Annotated in this window: 1 protein-coding gene; it reads left to right on the top strand. The window is 60.6% G+C overall.

Annotation, left to right across the window (positions count from 1 at the left end):
* On the top strand, positions 1 to 1,608 hold a 1,608-nt coding region (locus tag WCA53_RS33455; RefSeq protein ID WP_423922193.1), incomplete at both ends, for an ATP-binding protein.

Below are 1,608 nucleotides of genomic sequence, written 5' to 3'. Positions count from 1 at the left end.
GCGGCTATTGGATCGACGCGAGTTTCGAGCGGGCGCGAGCCGACGAACTGGCGGCTGCGCGCGACGCGGCGGAAGCGGCATCTCGCGCGAAGGACGATTTCCTGGCCATGATGAGCCACGAAATCCGCACGCCCATGAACGGCGTACTGGGTCTCGTGGAAGTGTTCGAGAACACGCCCCTCAACCCCGATCAATCTCAAATGCTTGGCATGATCCAGGATTCCGCTAGCACACTGCTGCAAATCCTGGACGACTTACTCGACTATTCAAAGATAGAGGCCGGACGCCTGACAATTGAATCGATGCCGATCGACATCCGCGAACTCGTCGATAACGCCGTCGGCTTACTGGCGGGGCGCGCGCACGAAAAGGGCTTGCGCGTTCGCGTGGACGTGGCGCCGGACATCGCGGCGAGCCTGCGCGGCGACAGTGTGCGTCTGCGTCAAGTGGTTTTCAATCTGCTCAGTAATGCCATCAAGTTCACCATGAAGGGCGAAGTTGCGCTGGCGGTGAACCTCGTCAATACCGACGGCGGTGTTCAGACCATTGAGCTGAGCGTCGAGGACACGGGGATCGGCATTGCAGAGGACGTGCAAGCACGACTTTTCGAGCCGTTCGTTCAGGCTGAATCCTCGACTACGCGACGTTTTGGAGGGACAGGACTCGGCCTGACGATCTGCCGCAAACTGGTTGCTCTAATGGGCGGCACGCTTGACCTGAAAAGTCGCTTAGGCTCCGGTACGACAATGACCGTGCGTCTGACGATGCCGGTGGAGACGTTCAACTATCAGATCGACGGCTTGCGCGGTAAGCGCGGAATCATCGCGATCGACGATTCCCGCGTGGCGCGCGCGCTCGTGGACTATGGTCAGGCGCTGGGGCTCAAGCTGCACATTCTTTCTCGCGACGACAACGCGTTGCGCGACCCGGCCACGTTCGACGACATCGATCTCGTATTTGTGAGCGACTCGCACAGCGAAGCGCTGCCGCCGAAAACGCGCGTGATTCATGTGACCGAGAAGCCGAAGCCCACGGGCTATCGTATTCTCAACGACGACATTCGCGTGAGCGTCAATCCGATCTCATGGCATGGTCTCGGCGCCGCGTGCATCGCGGCGTTGACTGGTTTGCCGCAAATCGTCTCCCGCGCGACGCGGGGTATCGAAGCGAATACCGAGCCGCCCGACCGCGAGCGTGCGATTCGCGCCGGGCGGCTGGTCCTGGTCGCAGAAGATCATCCCGTGAATCAGGAGCTGATACGGCATCAATTGGCTTTGTTAGGCTTTGCTTGCGACGTCGTGCAGGACGGCGTTGAAGCGCTCGCCGCGCTCAAAGAGACGCACTACGGGTTTCTCATCACCGATTGCCACATGCCGAACATGACCGGCTACGAACTTGCGCGGCGCGTGCGGGCGAGCGAACTAGGGTTATCGAAGCGACTGCCCATTCTCGGTATTACAGCGAGCACCGCGCCCGAGGAACTTTCCATGTGCCGCTACGCAGGTATGGACGACTGCTTCGTGAAGCCGACCCGGCTCGCCACGCTGCGCAACCATTTGAACAGGTGGCGCGCGATAGACAGCGTGCCGGGAATTTCCGTTTCCGAGC

Source organism: Caballeronia sp., from assembly GCF_049581465.1.
GTDB lineage: Bacteria > Pseudomonadota > Gammaproteobacteria > Burkholderiales > Burkholderiaceae > Caballeronia.
Note: the sequence above shows the minus strand (reverse complement) of the source record. Positions and strands in the feature narration are given on the sequence as shown.